Source organism: Pseudaminobacter soli (ex Li et al. 2025) (genome assembly GCF_029892515.1).
GTDB lineage: Bacteria > Pseudomonadota > Alphaproteobacteria > Rhizobiales > Rhizobiaceae > Pseudaminobacter > Pseudaminobacter soli_A.
The window spans coordinates 527,846-553,656 of sequence record NZ_JARXVF010000002.1 but is presented as its reverse complement, the minus strand read 5'-3'; the positions used below and the strand labels follow the sequence as shown (position 1 = coordinate 553,656).

Below are 25,811 nucleotides of genomic sequence, written 5' to 3'. Positions count from 1 at the left end.
GCCGGAGAAGGCCGTTGAGCGCGCTGGACATCATCGGAGTGCGCAAGCGCTACGGAACGGTCGACACGCTGAAGGGCATCGATCTGTCGCTCGAAAGCGGCGAGTTCCTGGTGCTGCTCGGGCCCTCGGGCTGCGGCAAGTCCACCTTGCTAAACATCATTGCGGGTCTGGCCGAACCCACCGGCGGCGACGTGCGCATCGACGGCCGCTCTGTCGTGGGCGTGCACCCGAAGGACCGCGACATCGCCATGGTGTTCCAGTCCTACGCGCTCTACCCGAACATGTCGGTTGCACGGAACATCGGGTTTGGCCTCGAAATGCGGAAAGTTCCCGCGGCCGAGCGTGCCGAGGCGGTGAAGAAGGCCGCAAAGATCCTGCAGATCGAAAACCTGCTCGAGCGCCGACCCTCGGAACTTTCCGGCGGCCAGCGCCAGCGCGTCGCCATCGGCCGCGCTCTGGTGCGCAACCCGCAGGTGTTCCTGTTCGACGAGCCGCTGTCCAATCTCGACGCCAAGCTGCGCATGGAAATGCGCACTGAGCTGAAGCGCCTGCACCAGATGCTGCGCACCACCGTGGTCTATGTCACCCACGACCAGATCGAGGCGATGACGCTCGCCACCCGCATCGCGGTGATGCGCAATGGCCATATCGAGCAGCTTGCGACACCGGCTGAGATCTACGAGCGCCCAGCTACGCTCTATGTGGCCGGCTTCGTCGGCTCGCCCTCTATGAACATGCTCGACGCGCACATAGCCGACGGCGTCGCCCGCATCGATGGCTCCGATGTCGTCATTCCGCTACCCTACGAGACCTCCGCCAAGGGCACTCCCGACCAGAAGCTGGTGTTGGGCATCCGCCCGGAAAGCTTGCGGCTTGCCTCGGACGGCGAAGCGCCGGCATTCGAGGCGAATGTCGAGGTGGTGGAACTGACCGGTCCGGAAATCGTCATCAGCGCAACGATCGGCCATCAGCGCATCACCGCCAGCCTGCCGCCGAAATCCGATATCCAGGCCGGCACCCGCCGCCGCTTCGCGCTCGACGCCGACACCCTGCACGTATTCGACAAGGAATCAGAAAAGCGGCTGTAGCTGATAGGGCAGTCCCCTGCCCTACGCTCGCTCCACCCGGTTCTTGAGGTGCAGGTTGGAGGCGAGCAGCAGCTTGGTATAGTCCTCGGCCGGCGTGCCGAAGATGCTGTCGTTGTCGCCTTCCTCGATCATGCGCCCCTTATAGACGATGCCGATACGGTCGGCGATGTGGCGCACGACATGCAGGTTGTGCGTGATGATCAGGATCGCGAGGCCGAGTTTTTCCTGTAAATCGCGCAGCAGGTTCAGCAGCTCTCCCTGCACCGAAACGTCGAGACCCGCGGTCGGCTCGTCGGCGAGGATAAGCGCCGGATCCAGCGCCAGCGCCCGTGCCACGCCGACACGTCGCGCCTGGCCGCCCGAAAGCTGGTGTGGATATCGGCTGGCAAAATCCTCCGGCAGGCTGACCAGCTTCAACAGCCGCCGTGCCTCGGCGGCCATGTCCTTCTTGCTGACGCCATGGATCCGGTACGGTTCGGTGATGATCGACTGTACCGTCAGGCGCGGGCTGAGGCTGCCGACCGGGTCCTGGAACATCAGGCCGAAGCGGGCGCGGATGGCGCGCAGCTCGCTTTTCGAGGCCCCGACGACCTCGCGCCCGTCGATCTGAACTGAGCCGCTGGCCGGCAGGAGGCCCGCCGCCGCCCTGAGCAAGCTGGTCTTGCCCGAGCCGCTTTCGCCGATGATGGCGTAGATCTCGCCTTTGCCAACCGACAGCGAGATCCCGTCGACCGCGACCAGCGGCGAGGAATTGGTCAGCAAGCCTTTTCGGCTGTAGCTGACGCGCAGGTTCGAGATGCGCAGGACCTCATCGCGGGCCGCGTCTTGGGAGCATGTTGCTGCGGCGATGTTCATGAGCGGGCAGCTTCCAGAAAGTCAGCGGGGATGGTGGGCAGCACGCGCGTTCGCTCTTCGAGCCCAGCTGGATCGCATTCGATCAGCGCGCGGGTGTAGGGATGCTGCGGGTTGGAAAACACGGTGTCGATATCGCCGCTTTCCACCACCTCGCCCTTGTACATGACCGCGACCTTGTCGCAGAGCCGGGCGACCGCGCCGAGATGGTGCGAGACGAACAGCACAGCGCAGCCATAGCGCTGCTGCAGATCCTTCAGCTTTTCGAGGATCTGCACTTCCAGCGTCGCATCGAGCGCGGTGGTTGGTTCGTCGGCGATCAGAAGCTTAGGCCGGCACAGCAGCGCCATGGCGATCGCCAGACGCTGACGCATGCCGCCGGACAGCTCGAAAGGATATTGCTTCATCTTCTGCGCCGGTTGGGGGATGCCGACCTCCTCCAGCATGGCGATGGCGCGGTTCAGCTTTTCCTTCTTCGAGATGTTCTCGCGGAACTGGATGTCGATCATCTGGCGACCAATGGAGATCACCGGGTTGTGGCTCTGCATCGGGTCCTGGAAGACGATGGAAACTTCCGCGCCGCGCATCATGCGCAGTTCGCGCGCCGACAGCGTGAACAGGTCGCGACCATTGATGGCGATGCCGCCGCCGGTGACTTCCGCATTGTTGGCCATCAGCCGCAGGATGGCCGAGATCAGTGTGGACTTGCCGCAACCGCTTTCGCCCACCACGCCGACGATCTCGCCCGCGCCTATGGTCAGGTCGATGTTGCGCAGCGCCTTCAGTCGCCCCTGCTCGGTGCGGTAGTCGATGCTGAGATTTGAGACTTTCAGAACGGGTTCGCTCATGTCCTACCTCGTCCTGCGCAGCTTGGGGTCGGCCACGTCGCGCAGCGCCTCGCCAAGGAAGGTGAAGCCGAGCGTGGTCATGACGATCGGGAAAGCACCGGCGATAATCAGCCACGGCGTGCTGCGGATCAGCGCATAACCGTCCTTCAGTAATGAGCCCCATGACGGCGTGGGCGGCTTCACGCCCATGCCCAGGAAGGACAGCCCCGCCTCCAGCCCAATCACTGCCGGAATGTCCATAGAAGCCAGCACCACCAGCGTGCCGAGGATGTTGGGCAGGATGTGGATGAGCAGGATGCGCGGCATGCGCGCGCCCATAGCCTCTTCGGCGGTGATGAACTCGGATGTCTTCAGCGTCATCGTCTGCGTGCGTGCGATGCGGCCATAGATCGGCGCGGAGGTGACGATCACCACCAGCATCACAGTGCCGAGGCTGGGCCCGACGAGCGCCACGAAGGACAGCGCCAGCATCACGGTGGGGAACGAGCGCAGCGTGTCGAACAAAAGCATGATGGCATTGTCGAGCCAGCGCGGCCCGTAGCCGGCGACCATGCCGAGCAAAAGGCCGAGGCCAAGTGCTGCGGCGATCGAAGGCAGCGCCACCTGCAGCGCCACGCGCCCGCCCAGGATCATCCGAGAGAAGGTGTCGCGGCCGAGTTGGTCGGTGCCGAGCCAGTGGACGGCGGTGGGAGCGCTGAGCCGCGCCTTCATGTCGATGGCGGTCGGGTTGAAGGGCGCGAGTGACGGCGCAAAGATTGCGCTGCCAACCAGCGCAATGACGATTACGAGCCCAAGCAGGCCGAGCGGATCGCGCAGGATGAGCTTTGCGCTCTTGAGGAGTTCGGATTGCTGCTTCATCGCCATCCCCTCAGAGCGCCTTGCGCACGCGCGGGTCGAGCGCGGCATTGGCGAAATCGGCAATGGCCGTGGAGAGCACGAACAGGATGGTCGAGACCAGCACCGCGCCCATCACCACCGGATAGTTGCGCGAGGTGATGGAATCGATGACCAGCTTGCCGATTCCGGGCCGCGCGAACACCATCTCGGTGAAGACCGCAGCCGAAAGCAGAAAGCCCATCCCCACGCCCAGCATTGTGATGATGGGCAGGATGCCGAGTTTCAACGCATAGCCATAGAGGATGCGCCATTCACTTAGGCCGAAGGCGCGAGCGGTGCGGATGTGCGGCTCGCCCAGCACCTCCAGCATGGAGGCACGCACCATGCGGGCGATGTATCCGACCCAGGACAGGCCGATGGAAAATCCCGGCAGTACGAGATAGCGCAGCCGGTCGGCAAAACTGTCCGGATCGCCGGCGCCGATGGCGGGCAGCCACTGCAGCTGCACCGCGAAGATCAGCAGCGCAAACAGGCTGACGACGAAGGCGGGCGCGGCCACCACGGCAATGGACAGCACGCCGGTCAGCCGATCGATCAGGCTGTTGCGGTGCGAGGCCGAATAGACGCCGAGGATGGTGCCGAGCACGACCGGCCAGATGATGGCAGCGGCAATGAGTTCAAGCGTATAGGGCAGCTGTTCGAAAACGATGGTTGCTACAGGACGGTTCTCGAACACGTCCATGCCGAGATCGCCGCGCAGAAGGTTCATGAAGAACATGCCGATCTGGGTGATCAGTGGCTTGTCGAGACCCATCCTGATACGCAGGGCTTCCTGCATCTCGGGCGTGGCGCGCGGCCCAAGCATGGTGCGCGCGGGATCGCCCGGCACCATATGCACCATGACCAGAAGCAGCGTCATCGCCACCACGATGATCAGCGCGGCGAGCCCCAGCCGCTTGATCGTATAGATGAGCATCGCAGCCCTGCCTTTCCCCAAAATGCAACAACGCGGCGGCCCGGCGCCCGCCATGCAAAGGGGCGCCGAGGTAAGCCGGTTTGCGGGACTACGCCTTTTCGAAGTAGCGCAGCAAGGTGAAGCCATCGGGGCGCAGCGCCGGCTTGATGGTATTGTTATAGAGGATGGCGGTTGCCTCATGGGTGAGGAAGCGGTAGGCGCCGGTTTCCTCCATCATGTCCTGCGCCTTCCTGTACATCACGTCACGCTTTTGCGTGTCGGTCTCGATGGCAGCGGCCTCATGTAGCGCATCGAACTCCTTCGAGCAGTAGCGCTCCCAGTTCCACTTGCCGACTTGCGCACAGGTGAACCACGAGGTGGCGTAATACGGATCAGGCAGCATGGAGAAGCGGTTCAACACCAACTCAACCTTCTTCCACTGGTCGCCGGAAGCTTCCTCGCCCAGCGTCCAGAAGGTGGCCGCTTCGTGCACGTTCACTTCCACCGTGATGCCGATCTCGGCAAGGTTCGCCTGGATGATCTGCGCTGCAGTGACGAAGGTGGTCGTATTGTTGACGTCGAGGGTCAGCGACACATTGGTCTCGCCCGATTCCTCCAGAAGCTGGCGCGCCTTTTCGAGATCGCCGGCCTCGGGGATCAGCGACTGCTCGCGATGGCCGACCAGGCCCGGCGCAATCAGGCCGGTGGAGGGCTTGGCGATGCCGAAATAGGCGGCCTCGGTGATCATCGGCAGGTTGATCGCATACTGGATCGCTTGACGCAGCTTCGGGTTCTGGAGCTTGGGATTGTCCAGGTTCATGCCGAGCCAAACATAGTAGAGCGAGGGATATTCCTTCAGCACGCCGTTCTTGGGCGCAGCACCGCGCAGGCGCTCGACCGAAGAAACCGGGACCCCGGTGAAGTCCAGTTCGCCGGCCTCGAAGGCGATCTCGGCGCTGTTTTCGTCATCGATGGGCAGGATCTCGATGCTGTCGAAGGCGGCCGGCGTACCCTTCCAGTCGGGATTGCGCACCAGCACCACCTTCTGGCGCGGCTGCCATTCCTTGAACATGTAGGGGCCGGATGCGGCGACAGCCGAGGTGGTTATGCGGCCACCGGCTTCCTGGAACGCCTTCTTGGAGACGATGTTGCCGGTGATGTGCGGCAGCGCGATCGACCACAGCGGCGCGAACGGCTCCTTTAGAACGATCACGCCCTCGCGCTCGCCTGTCACCTCGACATGGCTCAGGGTGCCCATGTCGGGCTTGTTGGGCGAATCCAGCGCCGGATCAATAATACGCTCGAACGAATACTTCACGTCCTCGGCGGTCATGGCGCCGTAGCCATTGGTGAAGCCGATGTCGTCGCGCAGCGCGAACTTGATATGCGTCGAGTCAACCTGTTCGATGGAGGTTGCCGCATCAAGCTGCCAGCCCCAGTCGCTGCCCGGATTGTACTGGATGAGCTTGTTGTAGATCGGCGCCTGTACTGCCTCTCCCGGCAGGCCCGACGAGAAGGCCGGGTCAAGCGACTTCAAGTCCGAATAGGCACGCACGCGCAGCGTGCCGCCAACAGCGGACCATGCCGGCTTCGGCAGTCCGCCGACCGCAGCCGCGGCGCCGATGGCGGCCGCGCCCTGCAGAAAGCGCCGGCGCCCCATATTCAGGCCAGCCCATTCGATATTCATGTTCTTCTTCATGTTCGTTCCCTTATCCCCGGCTCAGATGTGATCGCGCGGGATTTTTTGGTTCCAGTAGTGCTCGTACACCGGTTTACCGTTCTCGAAAGTCGATATGCCGGCCTCGATATGGAAATGCGTGGCATCGCAGGTCATGCGATGGTGCGAGTTGGTGCGGATCTCCCAGCCGTCGCGCTTGAGATCCATCGTCCACTCGGCAAACGCCTCCGCCGTTAGCGGATCGTCCGGCTTGACGGAAAAGCGCTGGCGCACGTTGGAATGGGTCGCAAGACCGGTTTCGAGGTCGCTATTCCAGCCGAAATCGTCGAAGGTCTCGAAGAAGCTGCGGCCGTCTGCGTCCACGCCGCGCTCGGTACTGTCATGGGCATCGGTCAGCTTCTCGACCGCGAGCACGGGATAGCTGCGCGCGGGTTCAGGCGCAGCGGTGCTGTCCTCCGGCTGCGCATTCTTGCGCACTGGCAGCAAGAGCGTGCTGTCACGCAGTTCTACCGTCACCTTAGCCGCCTCCGGGCTTGGCCAGACCATCGGCCAGTAGCTGGTGGACAGCGCAAGCCGGATCGAACTGCCCTTGGAGAAGCGATGGGCACACTGATTGAGCGGGAAGCGCACACGATAGCGCTCGCCGGGCTCGAGAGCTTCGGGGTGCTCATGCGAGATGCGATGCGCAAGATTGAACGGCCGGTAGCTGACGAGGATCGAGGTGCCATCGGGCGCCACTTCGCACAGCCGGCCGACAAGGAATGCAGCTGGCTTGTCCGAAACCACATCTAACTCGATCATCGGCGCGCCGATGATTTCGACATCCGCTTCCAGTGGGCCGCTGTCGAAGCAGACCGAGAGCGCGTCGTCGGTGCGCTGGTCGCCCGGCAGTTCATTAGCCATGCGCATGCCGGCGCAGAAATTGCCCGAGGCCTTGCCGAGATCCTGCGGCGTCGAGACGACCACTTCGCCCTCAGACTGCGCGCCAAGCGTGCCGGTGCCAAGATGGAAAGCCTGCATGGCCACATTCGGCGACGGCCAGCTCTGTTCCGCCACCCAGCGACCCGAACGCTCGCCGAACTCGACCATCGGTGCCTGGAAATCCTGCACGAAGACGCGATAGTCCGGCAGGTTTTCCGCACCGTTCTCCTCGCCCTTCAGCCAGCGGTCGAACCAGTGCAGAACTTCGCCATGGAAGTCTGCCTTGGGCAGTACGCGGGCAATGTGCGGATATTTGTGATCCCACGGCCCCATCAGCGCCTTGGCCGGCGCTTCGAGCTTTTCGGCAATCGCGGCGGCCGTGTTGCGGTAAGCGTCCGCCCAGCCGCCGATGCACAGCACCGGCGCGGTGATCGACTGCCAGTCTTCGCAGAGAGAGCCGTGCTTCCAGAAAGCGTCGCGACGCTGATGCGACATCCAATTCGCTGCCAGGTTGGGCAGGTTCTTCAGTCGCTCCACCCAGATGTCGCGCCAACCCTCGCCGACCAGTGCCGGATCTGGCGGACGCGAGGAATAGGCCAGCATCTGCTGCGCCCAGGTCATGTTGTCGTTGAGCAGGCAGCCGCCCATGTAGTGGATGTCGTCTGCATAGCGATCGCTGGTGGTGCAGACGCTGACGACCGCCTTGAGTGCCGCCGGGCGGCGCATGGCGATCTGCAGCCCGTTGAAGCCGCCCCAGGAAATGCCGATGATGCCGACCGCGCCCGAGCACCAGGGCTGCGCGGCGATCCAGGCGACGACTTCCTCCCCAGTGGCGAGTTCGTCCTCAGTGTATTCGTCGGTCAAAAGGCCTTCCGACTCGCCATTGCCGGCGATGTCGACGCGTACACCCGCATAGCCGTGCTGGGCAAAGACCGGATAGGTGGTGGCGTCGCGTGCCGCCGTGCCATCGCGCTTGCGATAGGGCAGATATTCGAGGATAGCCGGAACCGGCTTTTCCTCCGATACATCCGGTAGCCAGATGCGCGCGGCCAGCCGGCGGCCATCCTTGAGCTCGATCCACTCGTTCTCGAGCACGGTAAAGTTCTTGTCGGGTTTGTTAAGCAATCCTCGCCCCTTGCCTTCATCCGTCAAACTAGAGGGGCGCACTCTATGGCTGGCCATGCGTCATGCAATTGCGCTATGTGCAGCGGCTTGCAGCTAGTTTGCGCTAGTTGGAAAGGGGCAATCGGAGCGACGAATGGAAGACAGCCACTTGGCCGACAACCTGCGCTGGGCGTGCAGTACCAAACCGTCGATCTCGCTGATCTGCCGCGAACTCGGCATAAACAGGCAGCAATTCAATCGCTACGTAACGGGTGAAAGCCGGCCATCGGCCTACAACCTCTCGCGCATCGCAACCTATTTCGGGCTGACGCCGGGAGACTTTGAGCGACCGGAAAAAAGTTTCCGCGAGCGTTTTCGGGAAATCCGTAATCCCGGCAACGCCATCTCGGATCTCGTGCAGAGCGCCTTCCCCGGTGATGTGGCAGCGCTGCGTCCCTATCTGGGCTATTACCAGACCTATCACACCTCGCCGTCGTGGCCGGGCATGATCATCCGCGCCTTCTGCTCGGTCTACGAGCATGAGGGGCTGGTCTATGTGAAGACGGTCGAGCGGATTCGCGACAAGGGCCGCGAGATCAGCCAGCTGGGCAAATACGAAGGACTGGTGTCCTATCTGCGCGACCGCATCTTCATCGTCGAAAAGAGCACGCTCCAGCATCTCGTTTCTGAGACGATCCTGCTGCCGGCAACAGTGCACCAGAAGCTTTATCTGAAGGGCATGACCTTCGGCCTGTCGTGGCGGCAGGCCAACCTGCCCTACGCCTCGCCGATGATCTGGCGGCACCTGGGCACGGCCGCCGACACCCGGAAGGGTGTCGGCGAATGCGGCGCCCTGCCCATCGATTCGGCGAAGATACCGCCGCTGGTTCGGAATTTTATCGGCGACAGTTCGGCGCGCGTCGGGATTGCTCCGGAGAAATAGCCACCTATCGGGCGGGGGCCCGCACGCTTTCGCCCGGCATCCAGAACCAGCGAAGCTCTTCGGCCTCGCGGCTCAAGGCGCTTTCGGCGGCCGATTTCCTGCCAGCGGCAACATCTGCCAGCTCATCGGCAAGCTGCAGGCAGGTGGCGAAATCTGGCATGGCGGCGGAGGGCTCGTTTGGTGCCGCGTCGCTCCAGATGTCGGCCAGTTCAGTCAGCGATGCCGGGCGGGGCGTCGGGGCATCGGCCATGCGCCAAACGCCGGTCCTCGCATCGACTTTGTAGAGCGGCAAAAAGTCGGCGCCGCGCCGCGCGATGAAGCGCACGGCCGAGACGATATAGTCCACCGTCTCTTCGCTGAAGAAATAGTTGAAGCCGAGCCGCACCCAGCCCGGGCGCAGCAGGCTCTCGCCGCCAGCCACAAGAGCTTCGTGCCGTGCAGCCTGTTCCGCCGGAATGGCGAGCAGGTCGTGCGCATAGGGCCCCGCGCAGGAACAGCCGCTGCGTGCCTGGATGCCGAACAGGTCATTCAGCAGCGCGGTGACAAAGCCGTGGTGCAGGGTCTTGCCGCCGGCGCGGATGTTGAAGGCAAAGATGCCGACGCGTGGCGCCGTTGGCGAGCCCAGGACCTCGATGCCCGGCTCGGCAAGGAATGCCTGCATGACCTTGGCCACAATGGCGCTCTCGCGCCGCTCGATCTCTTCGGCGCCCACGCTCGACTTCAACTCCAGCGCGATGCCGGTGCGGATATCGGCTACGATGTTGGGCGTGCCAGCCTCCTCGCGTCGTTCCGCATCCGCAACGAAGACGTGATGATCGGCGGTGACGTAGGCGACCGTGCCGCCACCGGCGACGGACGGCACCTTGCCGCACAGCAGGGCGCGGTCGGCGACCAGAAGGCCCGAGGCCCCCGGGCCGCCGATGAATTTGTGCGGCGACAGGAAAATCGCATCGATTTGGTCGCCCGCGCCCGGCGCGCTCTCAGTGATGTCGATCGCCATGTAGGGCGCACCGGCGGCGTAGTCGCAAAAGAACAGCGCGCCATGCTGATGCAGAAGTGCCGCCAGCCTGCGCACATTGGTCTTGATGCCGGTGACATTGGAGGCCGCTGAGAACGCACCGATCTTTTTCGCGCGGCCTTCGTGCTTGGCCAACAGCCGCTCCAGCGTGTCGAGGCAGATTTGCCCCTCGCTGTCGAGCGGCACGCGCTCGACATCCACCAACGCTTCGCGCCATTGCAGGTCGTTGGAATGGTGCTCGTATGGCCCGACGAAGACGACGGGCCGTTCAGCATCAGCCTTCCCGTGCAGGTGCGCCGGCGCATAAAGGCCCATGGCGCGGATCAGCTTGTCGATGGCGCCCGTGGCGCCCGAACCGGTGAAGATCGCGGCGTGCTGCTCGCCCGCGCCCACCGCGCGCTTGGCCGATGCGCGAGCCATTTCGCGCAGCCGCGTGGTCTCGCGGCCGGTGAAGGACGTTTCGGTATGGGTGTTGCCATAGAAGGGCAGCACATGCGCGCGCACTGCCTCCTCGACGAAATCCAGCGCCCGGCCCGAGGCGACATAGTCGGCATAGACCAGCGGACGCGGGCCGAACGGGCCCTCGATTGGGCTCCCCTCGCCCACCACGCCTTGCCTGATCTTCCCCACCAGCCCGTCAGGCGACGACGTCGAGAGGCAGCTCGGTTGAGTATTTGATCTGTTCCATGGAGAAGCAGGACGTGACATCGCTTAGCTCGATCTCGTCGATGAAGTTTTTGTAGAAGGCGTCGTAAGCGGCGTTGTTTTTGGTGATGACCTTGAGCAGGTAGTCGTACTCGCCTGCCAGCCGGTTCACCTCCACGATCTCCGGGAACTTGCCGACGGCCATACTGAAGCGCTCCAGCCAGCTCCTGTTGTGCTGATTGGTGCGGATCATCACGAAGACCGTCAGTTCGAGCCCGACGCGCTCCTGGTTCAAGAGCGTCACACGCCCGTCGATGAACCCTTCGCGCTCCAGCCGCTGCAACCGCCGCCAGCACGGCGTCGGCGAAAGGCTGACGCGCTCGGCGATGGCTGATACGGATAGGCTAGCATTCTTCTGGATTTCGGAAAGAATCTTTTTATCGAAGTCGTCAATTTGCAAGGCTCATCTCCATTTTCGGAAATCGTGAGGATGAACATTTCTACATCCTTTCGATTTCGTTCGAAACGGAAATGACCCGTCTAATCCGCGCGAGGTTGCGGAGGCACGTGGTGCCGTCCGCACAAAGAAAAAGCCCGGCGTCAGTGACGCCGGGCTCCTGAAAATGCGGTCTATGATTCGGCTCAGACGCGCTCGAGCGCGATCGCAATGCCCTGGCCGACGCCGATGCACATGGTGGCGAGCGCCAGCTTGCCGCCGCGTTCCTTCAGCTCAAGTGCGGCCGCACCCGAAATGCGCGCGCCCGACATGCCGAGCGGGTGGCCCAGCGCAATCGCGCCGCCATTCGGGTTCACGTGGCTAGCGTCCTCGGGGATGCCGAGGTCGCGAAGCACGGCGATGCCTTGGGAGGCGAATGCTTCATTGAGCTCGATGACGTCGAAGTCGGAAGGCTTGATGCCCAGACGGGCGCAGAGCTTTCTGGTCGCCGGCGCCGGGCCCATGCCCATGATGCGCGGGGCAACGCCGGCGGTGGCGCCGCCAATGACGCGCGCGATCGGCGTCAGGCCGTATTTCCTGATCGCGGCTTCCGAAGCGACGATGAGGGCGGCAGCACCGTCATTGACGCCCGAGGCGTTGCCAGCGGTCACCGTACCGCCTTCTTGTCTGAAGGGGGTCGGCAGCTTGGCCAGCGTCTCGACGGTCGTGCCGGCACGTGGATGCTCGTCCTTGGCGACAACCACCGGCTCGCCCTTGCGCTGAGGGATCGTCACCGGTGTGATCTCGCGGCCGAGGCGGCCATTGTCCTGCGCGGCCACAGCCTTGGCCTGGCTGCGTGCGGCAAAGGCATCCTGGTCGGCACGGCCGACGGCAAATTCCTCGGCAACGTTCTCGCCGGTCTCCGGCATGGAATCGACGCCATACTGCTTCTTCATCAGCGGGTTGATGAAGCGCCAGCCAATGGTGGTGTCATAGATCTCGGCATTGCGCGAGAAGGCGGTGTCGGCCTTGGGCATGACGAAGGGCGCGCGGCTCATCGATTCCACGCCGCCGGCAATCATCAGTTCGGCCTCGCCGGCCTTGATGGCGCGCGCGGCGGCGATGACGGCATCCATGCCCGAGCCGCAGAGACGGTTCATCGTCGTGCCCGGCACCTCGACCGGCAGGCCGGCCAAGAGCAGCGCCATGCGCGCCACGTTGCGGTTATCCTCGCCCGCCTGGTTGGCGCAGCCATAGATCACGTCGTCCACGGCAGCCCAGTCGACGGAGGCATTGCGCTCGACCAGCGCCTTCAGTGGGATCGCACCGAGGTCGTCGGTGCGCACCGAGGAGAGCGAGCCGCCGAAACGGCCGATCGGCGTGCGGATGTAGTCACAGATATAGGCGTCAGCCATGTTCAAGCCGCTTTCCCTTTTGCGGTTCCCTCATGCGCCGCCTTGGTGCGGGCCTGCAGGTCGCGCAACGTTTTGAGTTCCAGTTCGGTTGGCGCAGGCGTCGTAGCAACTTCCTCGGCGAATTTCACCGTCCAGCCGCAGGTTTCTTGAACCTTTTCGCGGGAGACGCCCGGATGCATCGAAACAACCGTGAACTCCTTGGTCACCGGGTCAGGCTTCCAGATGGCGAGATCGGTGATCAGCAGTGTCGGGCCGGCCGTGTCGATGCCCAACCGCTTGCGGTGGTCCCCTCCTTCGCCATGGCCGAAGGAGGTATAAAAATCGATCTTTTCGACCATGCCGCGCTTGGACTGCGCCATGGTGATATAGATCTCCCTGGACGAGGTCGCGATCTCCGGCGCGCCGCCGCCGCCAGGCAGTCGGGTTTTCGGATGCGCATAGTCGCCGATGACGGTGGTGTTGATGTTGCCGAACCTGTCGAGCTGCGCAGCCCCCAGGAAGCCGATGGAGATGCGGCCGCCCTGCAGCCAGTAGCGAAACATTTCCGGTACTGAAACGGTGGTCACGGCCGTGTCGCACAACTCACCGTCGCCGATGGATAGCGGCAGCACGTCGGGTGCCGTGCCGATGGTGCCGCTTTCATAGATCAGCGTGATGTCGGGCGCATGCGTCAGCCGCGCCACGTTGCAGGCCGCCGATGGCGCGCCGATGCCGACGAAGCAGACGTCGTCGCTCTTCAGCGCGCGCGAGGCGGCAATCGTCATCATCTCGTTCGGCGTGAAGCCCAGTTCCGTGCTCATTTGGCGTCCCTCAGATTCTCGACGCGACCGGCGAAATCTTCCGGCTTCGATTCCAACACGTTCTTCTGCATCCAGGCCAGGAACTGCTCGCGGTCGGCAGCGACCTTGTCCCATTCGAGATAGGAGGCGTTGTCGCGGATGTAGTGGCCGTGCGCATAAGAAGGATGCGCGCCGCCCGGCACGACTGAAATCGCTGTGATCGTCCAGTTCGGCAGCACCGTCAGGTTGGGGTGCAGGTCGTCGAAGTCGTCGACCACTTCCTCGACCGTGACGACGGCGCGCTTGGCGGCCAGCACTGCTTCCTTCTGGATGCCGATGATGCCCTCGATAAGCAGATCGCCCTTCTTGTTGGCCTTCTGGGCGTGGATGAAGGTCACGTCCGGACGCACGGCTGGCACGGCGGCCAGCTTCTCGCCGGTGAAGGGGCATTCTATCGACTTGATGTTCGGATTGACCTTGGCAAGCTCGGCGCCGCGATAGCCGCGGAAGATGGCGCAAGGGAGCCCCGCGGCGCCCGCCTCATAGGCATTGGCCATGGCGGCATGGCTGTGCTCCTCGAGCTCGATCGCATGCGGCCAATTGTTCTCTACGGCGTCGCGCAGGCGACGCAGCAGGCCCACGCCCGGATTGCCGGCGTAGGAAAAGATCAGCTTCTTTGCCATGCCCATTCCAATCATCTGGTCGTAGATGAGGTCGGGGGTCATGCGGATCAGCGTGAGATCCTTGAAACCCTGGCGGATCGCTTCATGCGCGGCCGCCGTGGGAATGAGATGGGTGAAGCCCTCGAAGGCGACGGCATCGCCATCCTTGAGATTGTCGGCAACCGCTTGCGACAGGGGCAGGAATTTGGCCATTGCGCTCTCTTGTCGTCTGGTCAAAAGTTCGCATTGCGAACAATTGTTTTATATGCGATACTTTGTGCATGAATACTGCTCGAGAGTCAATCTTCGGTGCACCCGATGGCTGCGCCCAGAAAAGCACCGTCCATGCGTGAAGAAGGCACCACACGCGACCACGTGAATTCGCTGGAACGCGGGCTCGGCGTCATGGAAATCCTCGCCGCACATCCGGCGGGGTTGACGCTCACTGAGACGGCCGAAAAGGCTGGGCTGACACGCGCCGGCGCGCGGCGCTTCCTGCTGACGCTGGTGGCGACCGGCTATGCCACGCAGACCGGCCGACTGTTTGCGCTATCGCCGCGCCTCTTGTCGGTCGCCCGCACCTGGCTGCAGGGCACCTCGCTATGGGCCTTCGCCGAGCCCTTCATGCGCCAAACGGCCGCCGCGTTGCAGGAATCCTGCTCGGCCACCATCCTGTCGGGCGAGGATGTGGTCTATGTAGCTCGCGCCGCAGGCCCGCGCATCGTCAGCCTGGAACTGCATGTCGGTTCGCACCTGCCGGCCTATTGCACGGCCATGGGCCGCGTGCTGCTTTCCGGCCTGAAGCCCGAGGAAGTCGCCGCCTTCCTTTCCCGCATCGCACCCGACCCCAAGACGGAAAAAACCCTTACGGAGCCGAAACGGATCGCCGATGCCGTCACCAAGGCGCGCCGCGACGGCTATGCGATTGTCGACGAGGAGTTGGAAATCGGCTTGCGCTCGATCGCTGTGCCGCTGCGTGACCGCTCGGGTGCGATCGTCGCGGCAATCAACGTCTCCACCCAGTCCGCGCGACATTCCGTTGCCGAAATGGAGCGGGATTTCCTGCCGCTCTTGAAGCAGACGTCGGCTCGGATCGAAGACTTTTTCGTGCAGTAACTGCCGGCGCTTTGGTCCACCCCCAACGTTGCCGCAGAGGCCTACTTGCGGGTCAGGCTGAAGGAGAAGTGGCTGCCACGATGATAGTCGATGGCATAGTTCACCGGTATGCCTGCCGCGTTGAAACAGGTTTCGGTGATCCGCAGCGATGGGCCAAAATCCCTCAGATCGTGCCGCTCGATAACGTCGTCGGGCAACATCACGGAGGACACGGTAGCGGCCGACATGCGCGGCCTGTTCCCATATTGCTCTAGCAGCCCCAGCAACGATCCGCTCCAGTCAATATCGTAGAGCCGCGTCGGAATGATGCTGCGCGGCACATAGTCGATGCAGTAGAGGATCGGCTCGTCGTTATGCAGCCTTATGCGCTCGATGCGAATGACGCGATCGGAAGGCGAGAGTTGCAGGGACTCGGCCACGCGGCTGTCCGGCTTTTCCTCCGAGATCGACAGCACCTTGTTCACGGTGGTGTAGCCGTAGTGACGCGCCATGTCGGTGACGCTCTCGAACACCGTGATCGGCCGGTCAACCTGGACCGCGGAGAGCGCTGAGACGAAGCGACCACGTCCGTGCTCGACATAGATGATGTCGTCCTGCTCGAGCAGCTTCAGGGCTTCGCGCAAGGCTGGGCGGGAAATCTTGAAGCGCTGCGTCAACTGCGCCTCTGTCGGCAGCTTGTCGCCCGGCTTCAGTCCTTCGGAACGAATGAGATCTGCGATCCGATCGCGAAGCTGGATAGCCAGCGTGCGTGAATCGCGAAGGGGCTCATCCACGGGCTTGCCTCGTAAGATTGTTAGCGCAAACTTGTTCTTGTCTGACAAATTCATGCAGGTCAAGCCTAGAGCGTCCCCGCGCTGCCGCCCTCCCCAAACGATAAGTCCATGAGAAAGCAAGACCGTTCCCTTGACAGCCGTCAACCACGATGTCAGTTGTCTTACAACATTGATCCATCTTCATTGCGACCAAGAGCCGAAACCATGCTGAACTTCGACGAACAGAGATTCCTGCGCATCCAGTCGGGTGCCGCCGCCCTCCAAAAGCGCCTGGAAGCGGCCATCACCTCCTGCCTGTCCGCCGGAGCGGAGAACATTTTCTTCCTCGGCACTGGAGGAGCTGCGATCCTCATGCAACCGGCCGTGCAACTGTTGCAGCGCCGTTCTCGCTTCCCTGCCTTCATCGACATGCCGGCCGAACTCGTCATCACCGGGTCGGCTAATCTGACGGAGAAGTCGATCGTCGTGATGCCCTCGCTTTCGGGAACGACCAAGGAAAGCGTCGCCCTGCTCGGCAAGTTGAAAGAGATCGGCGCAAAAATCATCACGCTGGTCGGCAATGAGGAAACGCCGCTCGGCAAGGGTGGCGACCATGTCTTCGTGAACTTTGCCGAGGACGACACGTCATGCGAGTCCTTCTACCTGCAGTCCCTCTTCATCGCGCTCGCGATCATGAAGCATCGCGGCGAGATCGCGAACTACGAGCAGGTGATTGGAGAGCTCTCCAAGCTGCCGGAGTTGCTCCTCGAGGTGAAGCGCGCCTACGAGCCGAAGGCAGAGGCCTTCGCCAAGATCCTCGCTGGGTCGGACTACCACATCGTGACTGGCGCCGGTAACGTCTGGCCGGAGGCCTTCTACTACGGCATGTGCATTCTTGAGGAAATGCAGTGGATCCGCACCCGCCCGGTTCATGCTTCCGACTTCTTCCACGGTACGCTCGAACTGGTCGAAAAGGGCGTCAGCGTTATCCTGTTCAAGGGTGAGGACGAGTTGCGGCCGCTCGCCGAGCGGGTGCAGAACTTCGTGCCCAACTACACCGAGAAGCTTGCGGTGCTCGACACGGCCGAGTTTGCCCTCCCCGGTATTTCGCCGGAAGTGCGCGCGCTGATTTCGCCTATCTTGCTCGCAACGGTGCTGGAACGCATCAGCGCGCATCTGGAGGTCATGCGCAATCATCCGCTGACGACGCGCCGTTACTACAAGCGCGTCGCCTATTGACCCGAAAGGCTTGCCAGCCGGAGCTATAAGCCGCGAATGCGCCTTTCCGCGTTCGCGGCTTTGCCGTCCTCCTAGAGGTTTTTCATGAAGACCTTCCGCTTCGCCGCTGTAGGTGACAATTGCATCGATCGCTTTCGGCGGCCCGTCTCGCAGTCGTTCGTCGGCGGCAATGCCGTCAACGTCGCCGTGCAACTCGCCCGTCGCGGGCATAAGTCCTATTACTTCGGCGCCGTCGGGCGCGATGCGGGCGGGCTGAGGACACGGCGCATGCTGGCGGAAAACGGTGTTCTGCTCGATCATCTTCAGGAGCGCGACGGCGTCACCGCCTATACCGATATCGAGGTCTTGCCGTCGGGCGATCGTGTCATCGCCTTCGAGGATTTCGGCGTGTGCGCCGGTTACGCGCCCGAGACGGCCGAGATTGATGTCCTCAAGACGATGGACCACGTACACATTGGCTGGATGAATGACGGCGGCGCACTGCGCCGCACGCTCGCGGCAGCCGGCGTCAGCCTGTCACAGGATATTTCCGTCAACGCTGACCCGGAAGATCTCGGCATCGACGGGCTTAAGGTCGCCTTCGGTTCTGCAGGAGACGACGAGCAGGTCGGCGAGGAAATGCTCGAGCACCTGCTGCAACAAGGGGCCCGGATCGCGGTGGTGACGCGCGGCTCCGAAGGCTCTGCGGCAAGCGACGGGACCGTTCGCGCTTCGACCGGCATTCGCGCGGTCGACGTCGTCGATACGACCGGGGCCGGCGACAGTTTTATCGCCGGCTTCCTGGCTGCGCATGTTGCCGGTGCATCGCTTCTCCAATGCCTGGAATCCGGTCGGGATCACGCGGCGCAGACCTGCACCCATGTCGGCGGCTTTCCCCAGGAGCCGCAATCGCTCTGATTTGAGGCTCTAGGGCTGGCGTATTGGCTGCCGGAGAGCCGGCCACGGCATCACTTGAGCACGAGCCAGCCGGACAGAATGATGATCGCGGCACCGGCCAGCGTGTGGAGCTCTACGGGGGTCGAGAAGACAAGCAGCCCGAACAGGCAGCCCCAGATGATCTGGCTGTACTGGAAGGGCGCGACCACTGAGGCTTCGCCGATGCGGAAGGCGCGGACAAGCAGCGCATGGCCGCCGAGCATCATCGCTCCGCCGGCGAGCGCGAGCGCCAGATCGCCGAGGCTGACCTGTGCGAACCCGCCGCTGACAGCCGCTACAGCAAGGGCGACCGGCGCAAGCACGACCAGCAGGCTTGAAACAAGCGCCTCGTCGGTCTCGGCCGCCTTGGTCCTGCGCAGCAAAACCAGCGAAAGAGCAAAGAAGACAGCGGACCCGACCGCCGCCGCATGACCCAGATTGAGCGGGGCGACACCCGGCTTGAGAGCGACCGCAACACCGGCGAAACCGATCAGCACGCCCGCCCAGCCAATCGCCGAAAGCCGTTCGCCCAGCAAGACAAAGCCGAGCACCGCAACGAGGATCGGCGTCAAAAAAGCCAGCAGATACGCCTCCGCAAGCGGCAGGACTGCAAAGGCATAATGGATCAGCAAGGTATCGCCGGCGAGCAGCAGCGCGCGCAGCAGCGCCACACAAGGATGGCGGGGAACGAGCCGCGACCCTCGCCCGGTGGCAAAAGCGTGGCCGAGCAAAACAATCAGCGCCGCGGCGGTGATCAGGAATGTTACCTGCGGTGCCAGCATCCGTCCCGCAAGCACCTTCACGATAACATCAGTGCACGAGAAGACGGCAAAGGCAGAAAGAACAAGCAGCACGGCACGATTGTTCGACGGCGCAATCACGCCGTCGACATCTGCCGAAGACGTTTCAGCGGACATTGAAACGGCCGAAACGTTCTTCGATAAGCGACTGACCGTATTCGAGGCAGATCGAAAGGATCCAGTAGATCATCGAGGCTGTGATCAGCATCTCGATATGCCGGAATTCCGTCTGTCCCTGCGTGCGGGCGAGGTACATGATTTCCCAGACGCCGACGACCGACACCAGCGAAGAGTCCTTCAGCATGGCGATGAACTGGTTGCCCGTTGGCGGGATGATGATACGCATCGCCTGCGGCAGGATCACCAGGGCCATGGTCTGGGAAGGGTTGAGGCCGAGTGCGGCCGCGCCCTCAGACTGGCCGCGCGGAATGCTCTCGATGCCGGCCCGGAAGATCTCTGTCATGTAGGCGCCGTAGCAGAGGGAAAGCGCGAGAATGCCGGCCGGCACCGGGCCGATGACATAACCCACCTGCGGCAGCCCGAGATAGATGATGTAGATCTGCATCAGCAGCGGCAGGCCGCGAAACAGCGACGTGTAGAAGGTCGCCAGTCCGTAGACGACGCCATTGCTCGACAGTTTGCCGATGGCACCGACAAGCGCGATGGCGGTGGCGATCGCGATCGAGATCGCCGAAATATAAAGCGTCGTGACCACGCCCTGCGTGATCAGGAAGCTGATCTTCTTGGCGATGAAGGCGAAGGACAGATCGAACGAATAGAAGAAGGCCATCAGGAGCGCGAAGAGCTCCATCCACACCGCGACGATCTGCTGTCTGCGTGGAAGCTGGTGCAGCGCCTTCCAGTTGGCGGCCACTATGAGCGCGACCAACAGCGCGGAGACGAACCGGCTCGCGGTGGGATTTTCGTTCAGCCAAGTTTCGGCCGAGGGCAGCACCCGACCGATCCAGGCGGAACTAATGCCAAGCTGGTAGAGCGCAACCGTTACCAGGGCGAGAAAGAACAGGCCTGCGGCCCGCCGCGATGCTTCCGGATAGCTGAGTATCAATCGGCCGAGCATGATGTCGATCTTTCGCTTTTCAGGCAGCGCGTTCGCGCCACCAGTCCTGAGCCTGAAGTTTCCAATAGGTGAGCTGCGCAACCGCAAGGCCGGCCAGACCGCCGGCCCAGACGAGGCCGAAGGGCTCGTACAGCTTGTAGCGATCAGACTCTCCAAGAATGCCTTCGGCGATGACCTTGCCGCCGATTGCGGTGGTGTTGAGCCCGTGCCCGCCAAAAGCCGTGCAATGCCAGACGCCGGGGCTCATGCGCCCGATCTGGGGCATGAGATGGCGGGCATAGGACATGAGGCCCGACCAGGCGAGTTCCGTCTTGAGGCCGGCCAATTGCGGATAGGTTCCCACCATCTCGGCGCGCAACTCGCGAACGAGCGCTTGCGTCGAGGCAGCGCGTGTCGTGATGCGCCCGCCCCAGAGCAGCCGCCTGCCGTCATCGACGACGCGGTAATAGTCGCCGGCGCGGCGATTGTCGCCGATGGCGTCCGTTGTCTGGATAGCGGATGCGATGAGTTCCGGCGCCTCTTGGCTGACCATCACATAGGTCGCGATCGGCAGGAAGGAGCGCTTCAGCTTTCCATGCAGCGAGCCGGTGTAGCCGCCGGTGGTGAAGACGACGTTGCGCGCCCGCACTTCGCCGTTCTGGGTCATGACACGCTTCTGCGCGCCGTCGAGATTGGTGGCTTTTGCCGGCGACGCTTCAAAGATGCGCCCGCCGAGGCGCTCGATTTCGCGCGCGACCCCCCGCAGATAGTTGAGGGGATGCATGTGGAAGGATTGGCCGTCACGAACTGCTTGGAAATAGCGGTCCGACTTCAGCACGGTGCGGACCCGGTCGCGATCCATGAATTCGAGTTCATAGCCATACTGCCGACGGGTTTGCTCGACATATGCCTTGAGGCTGGCGCCGTCCTCATAGCGCACTGCGCTCATCAGCCCCTTTTTGGGCTTTGCGTCGTCGATGCCGAGCGCCTCGATGTTCTGGCGGACGTAATCCACGCCCTCGATCGACATCAGATGCAGTCGCTTGGCTGCGTCTTGTCCGGCGATCCGGGCGATCTGGTCAGTGCCGGTGGCATAGCCTGGGCTGACGAACCCACCATTGCGGCCCGAGGCGCCGAACCCGACGCTCTGGGCCTCGAGAACCACCACCGACTGCCCTGCCCTTGCGAGCTGCAGCGCGGTCGTCAGCCCCGCCAGGCCACCGCCAATGATCAGGGTATCGCACTCTTCCGTGCCGGCGAGCGACGGACGCTTCTTCGGATCGGACATAGTCCGCTTGTAATAGGTGTCGGGATAGGTCATCGCGCGCCTGGGTCTTTCAAGAAAAGGAAAGGCACGGGCGCCAAAATCGGCCCGTGCCGCTAGACTCAGTCTGCGCTGTAGTCTTTGCCGTACCACTTGGTGGTGAGCTGGCCGAGGGTGCCGTCCTTCTTCATCTCTTCGATGATGCCGCCGACCTTGGCCGTCCACTCCGCGTCGCCCTTCTCGGCGATCACGACGAGCGGCTCGCGGAACGCGTATTCGCCCTCGAGCACGCGGACCGGGTAGCCGTTCTTGATTGCGTTGAGCGCCGTCTGCTCGGGCGCAATCACCGCATTGATGCGGACGCCATCGCCGAGGCGCAGGTCATCGAAGGGAAGCATCGAATCGGCATAGGTGCGGACTTCGCCGGGCTCGAGCTTGTATTCGATCGGCGGCAGGCCAGGCGCATCGATCTCGAGCTTGCGGTTGATGAAATCTTCCGACGTCGTTGCCGTCTCAACACCGATGACCTTACCGTTGAGGTCGGTCACCGTCTTTGCCGTGCTGTCCTTGTGCACCGCATAGACGTAAGGGCTGTAATAATAGATGCCGACGAAATCGATCACCTGGGCGCGGGCTTTGGTTGGCGTCACCGAACCGACGCCAAGGTCGTAGCGTCCCTGCCAGTGGCCACCGGTCAGCGTCGCCCATTCGGGCGTCTCGAAGCTCACCTCGACGCCAAGGCGCTTTCCGATCTCACGGGAAACGTCTATGTCGAAGCCGACCATCTCGTTGTTATCGTCGAGATAGCTCTGCGGAGGCCAGCCGCTGTTGGTGGCGACAACCATCGCCTTCTTACCCATGACGCGGTCGAGCGTCTGCCCGGCATGGGCGGAGACCGCAAAGGCGACAAATGCAGCCCCAATGGCCAGTCGTGCGAAGAGCTTTTTCAATTAGTCCTCCCGTTCACTCCCGTCAGGACGATCCCCAGTCTATGTAAGATGTCTGACAACTAAAACCTGTAATTCCGTTTCCTCGGGAGTCAAGAGCGCTATCACGACTGAACGATGAAACGATTGGATCAAGCCATGCAAATTCGTAATGACAGTCACATTTGAACGCAGGCCGCTTGCACTTGTATGGGTTGTCCGGGATCGGGGAAAGCCGGCAATGACGCGATTCCTGTTGAATACGCGCCGATCCGGCAACGGGACCGAGCCTGCACGGCAACCGGCTGCATGATGCCTCATCGGATGGACTTTGGGAGGATGGCGTTGACCATGCGCTCCTCGTTCATATGGGCGGCGTCCGGCGCTCGCGCGACCAATGCGGCGTAAAGGGCGTCGACAAGCGTCAGTTGGGCAATCTGCGCTGCCATTGGTTCGCTGCGCATCTCGTACGAAACACTGACCAGGACCAGGTCGGCGAGACGCGCCAATGGAGACCTTTGATTGCCGGTGATGCAAAGCGTCGATGCGCCTCGCGCCTTGGCTTCCTGAAGCAGCAGGATTGGATCGTTGGTTATGCCGGAATAGGAAATGGCGACCACAAGATCCTTTGGACCCAGCAGCGAAGCGTGCATGAGTTGCAACTGCGAATCCACCGGCGCGTCGCAATGCAGGCCCAGCCGGAAACATCGCTGATAGAACGCCTGCGCAACGAGGCCGGATCCGCCCACGCCGCCGATGAGAATGTGACGCGCGCCCGCTATGAGATCGAGCGCACGAGTCATGGTCGGCTTATCGAGCATCGTCAACGTGTCGCTGATCGCCTGAATATTGGCCGTGAAGACACGATTGGCCCAGGCAAAATCGCCCTCGGCCTCTGTCGCCTGGTCGAGAGCCCTGGCAGGCCGATCGCCTGAATCCCTGACCAGCGCCAGCTTGAGATCGGTGAAGCCTTCAAAGCCGGCCGTGCGACACATGCGAAGAACCGTGGTGTCGCTGACCTCGATGGCCTGCGCAATCGCGGACATAGACTGGCGAATGGCCAGGTCGACGTTTTCGAGAATCCAGGATGCGACGCGGCGCTCGGAGTCCGAAAGTGCGGGCAGCGCGCTGCGCAGCCGGCTCGCGGCATTGCCCCCGCCGCCAGAAATATTGGGATGATCGATCATGCCCGCCTCGTTTTGGCCTTCTCCTCGAAAGATCACCGGTGCGTAGAATCTGGTGATAAGTGGTGCCACTGTGGACACCATAGTGAGAATGTGGCACCACTGCATGCCCTCGCGCAAGGTGCGCGAAACCTGTAGGGAGGAGTTAAATCATGCGTTTGCGTGCAGTTGCGCTTGGCATCGCCGCTTCCATGTCGATGAGTTTTTCCGCGTTGGCCGGCGAGCTGACCTTCTGGCACGCCTATTCCGGACAGCAGGACAAAGTCGATTTCATCAACTATGCGCTCGAGGAATTCGGCAAGGCGCATCCCGATATCAAGCTCAACGTCGTCGCCGCCGAGCAGTCCTCTTACAAGACCAAGCTGAACACGGCCATGGCTTCCGGCAATCCGCCGGACGTTTTCTACACGCTGCCGGGCGGCTTCCTTGGCGCCTTCGTGGCCGGCAACCAGATGTACTCGCTGGATGAGGCACTGGCCAAGGATGGCTGGGGCGACAGCTTCCTGTCGAGCGCCCTTGCGCAAACCACGATGGCTGGCCACACCTATGCGGTGCCGATCGACATCGACTCCTCCGTCTTCTGGTACAACAAGAAGCTGTTCGCCGAGAAAGGCTGGACGGCTCCCGCAACCTATGACCAGCTGCTCGAGTTGTGCGAGAAGATCAAGGCCGACGGCCTCGTTCCGTTTGCTCTGGGCAACAAGGATTCCTGGCCGGCGACGTTCTGGTTCCAGTATCTCGAAATGCGCCTGAAAGGCTCGGGCGTCGTCTCCAGCTTCGTCGCTGGAAAGCCCGATGCCACGCTCGGCTCGGAAGGCACCGAGGCGTTCAAGCGCATCGCCGACCTTTCGGCAAAGGGCTACTTCCCGGTCGGCTTCAACGGCATGAGCGATCAGGAAGCCAACATGCTCTTCCTGAACGGCCAGGCTGCAATGATGCTGAACGGCACCTGGCAGATCGGCGCTTCCGCCGACGCGCCGGACGGCTTCGAACTCGGCTTCTTCCCCTTCCCGACCGTCGCCGAAGGCAAGGGCGACCAGAGCGATATCCTTGGCGGCGTCGCTGCGGCCTTCGGCATCGCCGAAAAGACCACGAACAAGGAAGATGCGGTCACGCTGCTGCGCTTCCTGACCTCGCCCGCAGTGATGACCAAATATGTCGAGCTGCGCAAGACGATGGTCACCGTCAAGGGCGCCACGACCGAAGCAGCCGCAGGTCCCGTGCTCTATGGCATCAGCAACGACCTGATGGGGAAGGCGGCCAATCTCGATCCGTTCTACGACACCGCCATGCCGCCGAAGGGCACCGACACGTATTACACCTCGCTGCAGGGCGTGCTCGATGGATCGGTCGCGCCTGACGAGGCCGCCAAGCGCCTGGAAGAAGCGCTGAAGGCGAAGTAACAGCTCGACAAGGTCGCGCCGCCCCTGGTGGCGCGACCAAGTACGGAGAAGACCCCCCATGGCATCTGGAGCAGCGGCCGCCAGTTCAGCGGTGAAACGCGACAGCCGCTACGCGCTGCTGTTCCTGCTGCCGACGCTGATCCTCGTCGTGGGGTTCGTCGCCTATCCGGTCGTCTATTCCTCCGTCCTGTCCTTCTACTCATGGAACGGCACTGCCACTCCGGTCTTCGTTGGACTGGACAATTTCCTGCGGCTCGCCGGCGACGGCTTCTTTTGGGCAGCGCTGGCGCGCAATCTTGCGGTGGCCGCCTCGGCCATCGTCCTGCAGGTGCTGCTGGCGCTCGTGATTGCCTATTGCCTCGTGCGCATCGTTGGCAAAATCGGCCGGCTGTTCCTCTTTCTCTATCTGGTGCCGGTTATCGTCAGCGAGATCTGCATCGGTCTGCTGTGGCGTTTCATCTACAATCCCTATTTCGGGCTGCTCAACGCGGCTCTGAAGGCCGTGGGCCTGCAGAGTCTGGCAACCGGCTGGCTCGGCCAGTCCTCAACGGCGTTCGCGGCGGTCGTTGCGGTGATGAGCTTCACCTATCTCGGCCTCTACGTGCTTCTCTTCGTTGCCGCCGTACGCAATGTACCCGACAGCATCTATGAAGCCGCAGCCCTTGATGGCGCCGGACATTTTCGGTCCCTCTTTTCGATCACAGTGCCGATGGTCTGGGACTCGGTGCGCGCCAACGTCATGCTCTGCATCATCGGCTCGCTGAAGACGTTCTCGCTCGTCTTCGTGCTCACCAATGGCGGCCCGAACCACGCCAGCGAGGTCGTCTCGACCTACCTCTACAAGATCGGGTTCAGCTCTTTCGAGATGGGCTACGCGGCGACCATCGGCTTCGCCCAGATGCTCCTGACGGCGATCGGCGCCTGGATCGTCTTCCGCGGTCTGCGCAGCAGCAAAGCGGGCAAAGGCGATTGAG

General features: G+C 62.7%; 24 protein-coding genes. 7 read left to right on the top strand and 17 right to left on the bottom strand.

Annotated elements, in window-relative coordinates:
* The first annotated feature begins 14 nt into the window (after positions 1-14).
* Positions 15-1,088 carry an ABC transporter ATP-binding protein gene (locus M2281_RS13425; protein WP_280821647.1) on the top strand — a complete coding sequence of 358 codons (1,074 nt, stop codon included), beginning with the start codon at positions 15-17 and terminating at the stop codon, positions 1,086-1,088.
* 21 nt (positions 1,089-1,109) lie between these two features.
* Here the strand turns inward: M2281_RS13425 and M2281_RS13420 are convergent, their stop codons facing one another.
* The 6 genes from M2281_RS13420 to M2281_RS13395 form a co-directional block, all read right to left on the bottom strand.
* Positions 1,110-1,943: an ABC transporter ATP-binding protein gene (locus tag M2281_RS13420; RefSeq protein ID WP_280821646.1), complete on the bottom strand. Its 834-nt coding sequence runs from the start codon at positions 1,941-1,943 to the stop codon at positions 1,110-1,112.
* Entirely contained in the window at positions 1,940-2,788 is an 849-nt protein-coding gene (locus tag M2281_RS13415) for an ABC transporter ATP-binding protein (protein WP_280821645.1), read from the bottom strand. The genes M2281_RS13420 and M2281_RS13415 overlap by 4 nt, the downstream gene beginning before the upstream one ends.
* Positions 2,789-2,791: 3 nt before the next feature.
* Positions 2,792-3,646, bottom strand: coding sequence for an ABC transporter permease (locus M2281_RS13410; protein ID WP_280821644.1), 855 nt, complete (start codon positions 3,644-3,646; stop codon positions 2,792-2,794).
* Between the two features lie 10 nt (positions 3,647-3,656).
* Positions 3,657-4,601, bottom strand: a complete 945-nt coding sequence (locus tag M2281_RS13405; RefSeq protein WP_280821643.1) for an ABC transporter permease — start codon at positions 4,599-4,601, stop codon at positions 3,657-3,659.
* A gap of 88 nt (positions 4,602-4,689) precedes the next feature.
* Positions 4,690-6,279, bottom strand: coding sequence for an ABC transporter substrate-binding protein (locus M2281_RS13400; protein WP_280821642.1), 1,590 nt, complete (start codon positions 6,277-6,279; stop codon positions 4,690-4,692).
* 21 nt (positions 6,280-6,300) lie between these two features.
* On the bottom strand, positions 6,301-8,304 hold the full coding sequence (locus M2281_RS13395; protein ID WP_280821641.1) for a CocE/NonD family hydrolase: 2,004 nt from the start codon (positions 8,302-8,304) through the stop codon (positions 6,301-6,303).
* Positions 8,305-8,437: 133 nt separating this feature from the next.
* On the opposite strand from M2281_RS13395, the gene M2281_RS13390 reads away from it, so the two are divergent.
* Entirely contained in the window at positions 8,438-9,226 is a 789-nt protein-coding gene (locus tag M2281_RS13390) for a helix-turn-helix domain-containing protein (RefSeq protein WP_280821640.1), read from the top strand.
* Positions 9,227-9,230: 4 nt separating this feature from the next.
* Here M2281_RS13390 and M2281_RS13385 read toward each other — a convergent pair whose 3' ends face one another.
* The 5 genes from M2281_RS13385 to M2281_RS13365 form a co-directional block, all read right to left on the bottom strand.
* Positions 9,231-10,874, bottom strand: a complete 1,644-nt coding sequence (locus tag M2281_RS13385) for an aminotransferase class V-fold PLP-dependent enzyme (protein ID WP_280821639.1) — start codon at positions 10,872-10,874, stop codon at positions 9,231-9,233.
* 7 nt (positions 10,875-10,881) lie between these two features.
* A complete protein-coding gene (locus tag M2281_RS13380) occupies positions 10,882-11,343 on the bottom strand; it encodes an Lrp/AsnC family transcriptional regulator (protein ID WP_280821869.1) in 462 nt (153 codons plus the stop codon).
* A gap of 188 nt (positions 11,344-11,531) precedes the next feature.
* Positions 11,532-12,740, bottom strand: coding sequence for a 3-oxoadipyl-CoA thiolase (pcaF, locus tag M2281_RS13375; RefSeq protein WP_280821868.1), 1,209 nt, complete (start codon positions 12,738-12,740; stop codon positions 11,532-11,534).
* 2 nt (positions 12,741-12,742) lie between these two features.
* Complete coding sequence (locus tag M2281_RS13370) at positions 12,743-13,540, bottom strand: CoA-transferase subunit beta (protein WP_280821638.1); 798 nt, start codon at positions 13,538-13,540, stop codon at positions 12,743-12,745.
* Entirely contained in the window at positions 13,537-14,394 is an 858-nt protein-coding gene (locus M2281_RS13365; RefSeq protein ID WP_280821637.1) for a CoA transferase subunit A, read from the bottom strand. Before M2281_RS13365 ends, M2281_RS13370 begins: the two co-directional genes overlap by 4 nt.
* A 132-nt stretch (positions 14,395-14,526) precedes the next feature.
* On the opposite strand from M2281_RS13365, the gene M2281_RS13360 reads away from it, so the two are divergent.
* Complete coding sequence (locus M2281_RS13360) at positions 14,527-15,297, top strand: IclR family transcriptional regulator domain-containing protein (protein ID WP_280821636.1); 771 nt, start codon at positions 14,527-14,529, stop codon at positions 15,295-15,297.
* Positions 15,298-15,338: 41 nt separating this feature from the next.
* Here the strand turns inward: M2281_RS13360 and M2281_RS13355 are convergent, their stop codons facing one another.
* Complete coding sequence (locus tag M2281_RS13355) at positions 15,339-16,070, bottom strand: GntR family transcriptional regulator (RefSeq protein ID WP_280821635.1); 732 nt, start codon at positions 16,068-16,070, stop codon at positions 15,339-15,341.
* A gap of 204 nt (positions 16,071-16,274) precedes the next feature.
* Between M2281_RS13355 and M2281_RS13350 the strand changes: the two genes are divergently transcribed.
* Together M2281_RS13350 and M2281_RS13345 are read left to right on the top strand one after the other, a co-directional pair.
* Positions 16,275-17,288, top strand: a complete 1,014-nt coding sequence (locus M2281_RS13350) for an SIS domain-containing protein (protein ID WP_280821634.1) — start codon at positions 16,275-16,277, stop codon at positions 17,286-17,288.
* 84 nt (positions 17,289-17,372) lie between these two features.
* Complete coding sequence (locus M2281_RS13345; protein ID WP_280821633.1) at positions 17,373-18,185, top strand: PfkB family carbohydrate kinase; 813 nt, start codon at positions 17,373-17,375, stop codon at positions 18,183-18,185.
* Between the two features lie 50 nt (positions 18,186-18,235).
* Here the strand turns inward: M2281_RS13345 and M2281_RS13340 are convergent, their stop codons facing one another.
* The 5 genes from M2281_RS13340 to M2281_RS13320 form a co-directional block, all read right to left on the bottom strand.
* Positions 18,236-19,120 (bottom strand): DMT family transporter, encoded by an 885-nt coding sequence (locus M2281_RS13340; protein WP_280821632.1) that lies wholly within the window; start codon positions 19,118-19,120, stop codon positions 18,236-18,238.
* The gene (locus M2281_RS13335) at positions 19,110-20,081 is read right to left on the bottom strand and encodes an amino acid ABC transporter permease (protein WP_280821631.1); all 972 of its coding nucleotides are present in this window, start codon (positions 20,079-20,081) and stop codon (positions 19,110-19,112) included. The genes M2281_RS13340 and M2281_RS13335 overlap by 11 nt, the downstream gene beginning before the upstream one ends.
* Before the next feature lie 19 nt (positions 20,082-20,100).
* Positions 20,101-21,381: an NAD(P)/FAD-dependent oxidoreductase gene (locus tag M2281_RS13330; protein ID WP_280821630.1), complete on the bottom strand. Its 1,281-nt coding sequence runs from the start codon at positions 21,379-21,381 to the stop codon at positions 20,101-20,103.
* Between the two features lie 65 nt (positions 21,382-21,446).
* The gene (locus tag M2281_RS13325; RefSeq protein ID WP_280821629.1) at positions 21,447-22,274 is read right to left on the bottom strand and encodes a transporter substrate-binding domain-containing protein; all 828 of its coding nucleotides are present in this window, start codon (positions 22,272-22,274) and stop codon (positions 21,447-21,449) included.
* Positions 22,275-22,567: 293 nt separating this feature from the next.
* Complete coding sequence (locus tag M2281_RS13320) at positions 22,568-23,554, bottom strand: MurR/RpiR family transcriptional regulator (RefSeq protein ID WP_280821628.1); 987 nt, start codon at positions 23,552-23,554, stop codon at positions 22,568-22,570.
* A gap of 32 nt (positions 23,555-23,586) precedes the next feature.
* Between M2281_RS13320 and M2281_RS13315 the strand changes: the two genes are divergently transcribed.
* Together M2281_RS13315 and M2281_RS13310 are read left to right on the top strand one after the other, a co-directional pair.
* Positions 23,587-24,837, top strand: coding sequence for an ABC transporter substrate-binding protein (locus M2281_RS13315; RefSeq protein WP_280821627.1), 1,251 nt, complete (start codon positions 23,587-23,589; stop codon positions 24,835-24,837).
* Positions 24,838-24,895: 58 nt separating this feature from the next.
* Positions 24,896-25,810 (top strand): carbohydrate ABC transporter permease, encoded by a 915-nt coding sequence (locus tag M2281_RS13310; protein ID WP_280821626.1) that lies wholly within the window; start codon positions 24,896-24,898, stop codon positions 25,808-25,810.
* The last annotated feature ends 1 nt before the right edge of the window (position 25,811 follow it).

Coding starts and splice junctions, on each gene's coding strand:
- M2281_RS13310 (WP_280821626.1), top strand. CDS start 24,896: ATGGCATCTGGAGCAGCGGCCGCCAGTTCAGCGGTGAAACGCGACAGC.
- M2281_RS13330 (WP_280821630.1), bottom strand. CDS start 21,381: ATGACCTATCCCGACACCTATTACAAGCGGACTATGTCCGATCCGAAG.
- M2281_RS13340 (WP_280821632.1), bottom strand. CDS start 19,120: ATGTCCGCTGAAACGTCTTCGGCAGATGTCGACGGCGTGATTGCGCCG.
- M2281_RS13410 (WP_280821644.1), bottom strand. CDS start 3,646: ATGAAGCAGCAATCCGAACTCCTCAAGAGCGCAAAGCTCATCCTGCGC.
- M2281_RS13365 (WP_280821637.1), bottom strand. CDS start 14,394: ATGGCCAAATTCCTGCCCCTGTCGCAAGCGGTTGCCGACAATCTCAAG.
- M2281_RS13345 (WP_280821633.1), top strand. CDS start 17,373: ATGAAGACCTTCCGCTTCGCCGCTGTAGGTGACAATTGCATCGATCGC.
- M2281_RS13420 (WP_280821646.1), bottom strand. CDS start 1,943: ATGAACATCGCCGCAGCAACATGCTCCCAAGACGCGGCCCGCGATGAG.
- M2281_RS13360 (WP_280821636.1), top strand. CDS start 14,527: ATGCGTGAAGAAGGCACCACACGCGACCACGTGAATTCGCTGGAACGC.
- M2281_RS13400 (WP_280821642.1), bottom strand. CDS start 6,279: ATGAAGAAGAACATGAATATCGAATGGGCTGGCCTGAATATGGGGCGC.
- M2281_RS13390 (WP_280821640.1), top strand. CDS start 8,438: ATGGAAGACAGCCACTTGGCCGACAACCTGCGCTGGGCGTGCAGTACC.
- M2281_RS13350 (WP_280821634.1), top strand. CDS start 16,275: ATGCTGAACTTCGACGAACAGAGATTCCTGCGCATCCAGTCGGGTGCC.
- pcaF (WP_280821868.1), bottom strand. CDS start 12,740: ATGGCTGACGCCTATATCTGTGACTACATCCGCACGCCGATCGGCCGT.
- M2281_RS13405 (WP_280821643.1), bottom strand. CDS start 4,601: ATGCTCATCTATACGATCAAGCGGCTGGGGCTCGCCGCGCTGATCATC.
- M2281_RS13335 (WP_280821631.1), bottom strand. CDS start 20,081: ATGCTCGGCCGATTGATACTCAGCTATCCGGAAGCATCGCGGCGGGCC.
- M2281_RS13370 (WP_280821638.1), bottom strand. CDS start 13,540: ATGAGCACGGAACTGGGCTTCACGCCGAACGAGATGATGACGATTGCC.
- M2281_RS13315 (WP_280821627.1), top strand. CDS start 23,587: ATGCGTTTGCGTGCAGTTGCGCTTGGCATCGCCGCTTCCATGTCGATG.
- M2281_RS13415 (WP_280821645.1), bottom strand. CDS start 2,788: ATGAGCGAACCCGTTCTGAAAGTCTCAAATCTCAGCATCGACTACCGC.